Source organism: Ruminococcus champanellensis 18P13 = JCM 17042, assembly GCF_000210095.1.
Taxonomy (GTDB): Bacteria; Bacillota; Clostridia; order Oscillospirales; family Ruminococcaceae; genus Ruminococcus_F; species Ruminococcus_F champanellensis.
In genome coordinates, this window is sequence record NC_021039.1 from 310191 (window position 1) to 313379 (window position 3189).

Genomic DNA, 3189 nt, shown 5'->3' on the forward strand with positions numbered 1-3189 from the left:
ATGAGAGGGGAGAGAATAAGCATCGTCAGATGCGCTCTCTCCCCTCTCAAAGAGGTTGTCGCTCGCACACCGGTAAATGGGTCATGCGTGACCCATCCGGTTAAACAAATAGAATCATACACATCTCCCCAAGCATCCGGTAAACCCGTACTGCGTAAAAACAGCACGCAGAGTATAAAAGAACGCAGAAAAGAAAAAGGTTACTAACAAAGGTAGTATGCAGAGCATCAAAAACCGCACAAAAGGAAGCAGTCACCAAAAATGCATGCCCACAAAAAGAAAACCACTTGACAATTGGCAGGCGGATGGCTATAATAATAGTAACCCGCATGCGGGAAAATGAAGGAGGTTTTCAACATGAGTATTTTCACCCGTCTGAGCGATCTGCTCAAGGCAAATATCAACGATCTGATCGATAGAGCAGAAGACCCCGAAAAAATGGTAAAACAGATCATTCTGGATATGCAGAAGGAACTGAATAAATCCACCCAGGCGCTGGGCAAGGCTGTTGCCAGCGAGAAAATGGTGGAAAAGCAGTACAACAACGCTGTTGCCACCTCCGCAAACTGGGAGGCAAAGGCAAAGACTGCCCTGGCTTCCGGAGACCAGGAGCTTGCCAAGAAGGCACTGTCCTACAAGGTCAAGGCGGACGAGGAAGCTGCCAACTACAAGGAGATGCACGAGACCATTTCCGAGCAGACCGACGCCATCCGCTCCCAGGTTGAGGTGCTCAAGTCCAAGCTGGAGGAGGCAAAGAGCCGCCAGGCTGTGCTGATTGCCCGTTCCCAGATGGCGGAGACCCAGAAGAACCTTGCCAAGTCCATGGGCGGTTTTGACGCATCCAGCTCTCTGGATAAGTTCAACCGGATGGAGGAGAAGATCACCCGGAAGGAAGCGGAAGCCCAGGCTTACCGGGAGATTTCCGGCGTGGATACCAGCAGCCAGGATGAATTTGAAAAGCTGGAACAGGATTCCAAGGTGGACGCAGAAATGCAGCGGCTGATGGCGGAAATGGGCGCACAGGCTGCGGAAACACCGGCGGAATAAGCCGAAAGGAGTTCCTATGTCTGAACCTGCTAAGGTCATCATCGAGAAAAAGGATACCTCCGTGCCGCTGCGGTCGTTGTTGCCTGTGCTGGCAGGATTGATCTTCCTGACCGGCTCTCTGGCAGCGATCCTGTACCAGACTTTGCGGAGCCGGAGCTATCACGAAACCTGGCGCAGCTATGACGACTGCGGCTGGGGTTGATTGCAACAGAGCATGAAAAAACCCGGAACATTTGTTCCGGGTTTTCTTGTATCTCCTGGTCTGAATCAATACGCCTTGCCCCAGCAAACCATATGCTTTGCCGGCTTGCCGCAGCAAACGCAGGTGTCTGCAATGTGCCGCTGCTCCATGGGGATGCACCGGGAGCCAACGCCGGTGACTTCCTTCACCTTGTCCTCGCACGCCTCATCGCCGCACCACATTGCCATGATGAAGCCGTCCCCCTTCTCCTCCAGGGCTCTGGTGATCTCCTCCAGGCTGGTGCAGTCGTAGGTGCGGTTGGTGCGGTTCTCCAGCGCCTTTGCAAACATGCCCTCCGGAATGGTCTTGTCCAGTAGCTGCTGCACGGTCTGTACCAATGTACCGTAGGCTTCATCCAGGGCAACCGGCTGCTTCTCCCCGTTGTACCGGGTGGCAACGATGCACTGGCTCTGTTCAATATCCTTGGGGCCGATCTCGATCCGAACCGGCACGCCCTTCATTTCGTATTCGGCAAACTTCCACCCGGGGGAATTGTCGGAATCGTCCAGCTTTACCCGGATGCCCTGCGCCTTCAGTGCCTCTGCCAACTGATTTGCCTTCTCCAGAACCCCTTCCTTGTGCTGTGCGATGGGTACGATCACAGCCTGGATGGGTGCCACTGCCGGCGGCAGCACCAGACCGCTGTTGTCCCCGTGGGTCATGATGATGGCGCCGATGAGCCGGGTGGTCACGCCCCAGGAGGTCTGGTGGGGGTTCACACGCTTGTTTTCCTTGTCGGTGTATTCAATGTCGAATGCCTTGGCAAAGCCGTCCCCGAAGTAGTGGGAGGTACCTGCCTGCAGCGCCTTGCCGTCATGCATCAGCGCCTCAATGGCGTAGGTTGCAACGGCACCGGCAAACTTGTCGCTTTCGGTCTTTCTGCCCTTGATGACGGGCATCGCCAGGGAGTGCTCACAGAAATCAGCGTACACGTTCAGCATCCGCTCGGTTTCCTCAATGGCCTCCTGTGCGGTGGCATGAATGGTATGCCCCTCCTGCCACAGGAACTCTCTGGAGCGGAGGAAGGGACGGGTGGTCTTTTCCCACCGTACCACGCTGACCCACTGGTTGTACAGCTTGGGCAGATCCCGGTAGGAGTGTACGATGTTGGCATAATGCTCACAGAACAGGGTCTCGGAGGTAGGCCGCACACAGAGCCGATCCTCCAGCTTTTCGCTGCCCCCCATGGTGACCCATGCCACCTCGGGCGCAAAGCCCTCCACATGATCCTTCTCCTTTTGCAGCAGGCTTTCCGGAATGAACATGGGCATGCACACGTTCTCGTGGCCGGTTGCCTTGAACATGCCGTCCAGAATATGCTGAATGTTCTCCCAGATCGCATATGCGTAGGGCCGGATCACCATACAGCCCTTGACGCTGGTGTATTCAATCAGCTCCGCCTTTTTTACAATATCCGTGTACCACTGTGCAAAATCCTCGTCCATGCTTGTGATGGACTCCACCAGCTTTTTATCCTTCGCCATTGTCTTTCTGCTCCTCATTTTCCTTCTGATTTTTGTCCTTGGGCAGGTCTGCCTCGAAAACGCCCTTGACCTTGGTGTGTTCGTCATACTGGGTATACGCCGGCTGCTTGCCCCGTTTCTTGTCGATCCACGCAGCGATTTTCGGGGTCAGCACCGTGAATACATAGATCAGCCCCAGGATCAGAAAAAACAGCAGTGCGATTTTTCCCACCCAGAGCATGGCATCCGTTCGGCTCCATTGGTATTCCGCCTGTTCCATGTCACACACCTCCTGCCACATATACTATTATTATAGCGCATGGGGATAGGGATTGTCAAGGTGGCGGGGGTTCTTTATGTTTTGCCTTTTTTGATTGCGGTTTCTTCTGCGTTGCTCCATTTGTTTAACCAAGCCGCTTACGCAGTACGGGTTTACCG

Annotated in this window: 4 protein-coding genes; 2 read left to right on the forward strand and 2 right to left on the reverse strand. The window is 54.5% G+C overall.

Translation table 11 applies throughout. The features are described from left to right. Positions 1–357 precede the first annotated feature (357 nt). Complete coding sequence (locus RUM_RS01340) at positions 358–1047, forward strand: PspA/IM30 family protein (protein WP_015557431.1); 690 nt, start codon at positions 358–360, stop codon at positions 1045–1047. Positions 1048–1063: 16 nt separating this feature from the next. Beyond that, entirely contained in the window at positions 1064–1249 is a 186-nt protein-coding gene (locus RUM_RS01345; RefSeq protein ID WP_015557432.1) for a hypothetical protein, read from the forward strand. Between the two features lie 65 nt (positions 1250–1314). On the opposite strand, the gene proS is transcribed toward RUM_RS01345, so the two are convergent. Both proS and RUM_RS01355 read right to left on the reverse strand, forming a co-directional pair. Next, the gene (proS, locus tag RUM_RS01350) at positions 1315–2772 is read right to left on the reverse strand and encodes a proline--tRNA ligase (protein WP_015557433.1); all 1458 of its coding nucleotides are present in this window, start codon (positions 2770–2772) and stop codon (positions 1315–1317) included. Continuing rightward, complete coding sequence (locus RUM_RS01355) at positions 2759–3031, reverse strand: hypothetical protein (RefSeq protein ID WP_015557434.1); 273 nt, start codon at positions 3029–3031, stop codon at positions 2759–2761. The genes proS and RUM_RS01355 overlap by 14 nt, the downstream gene beginning before the upstream one ends. Between the last annotated feature and the right edge of the window lie 158 nt (positions 3032–3189).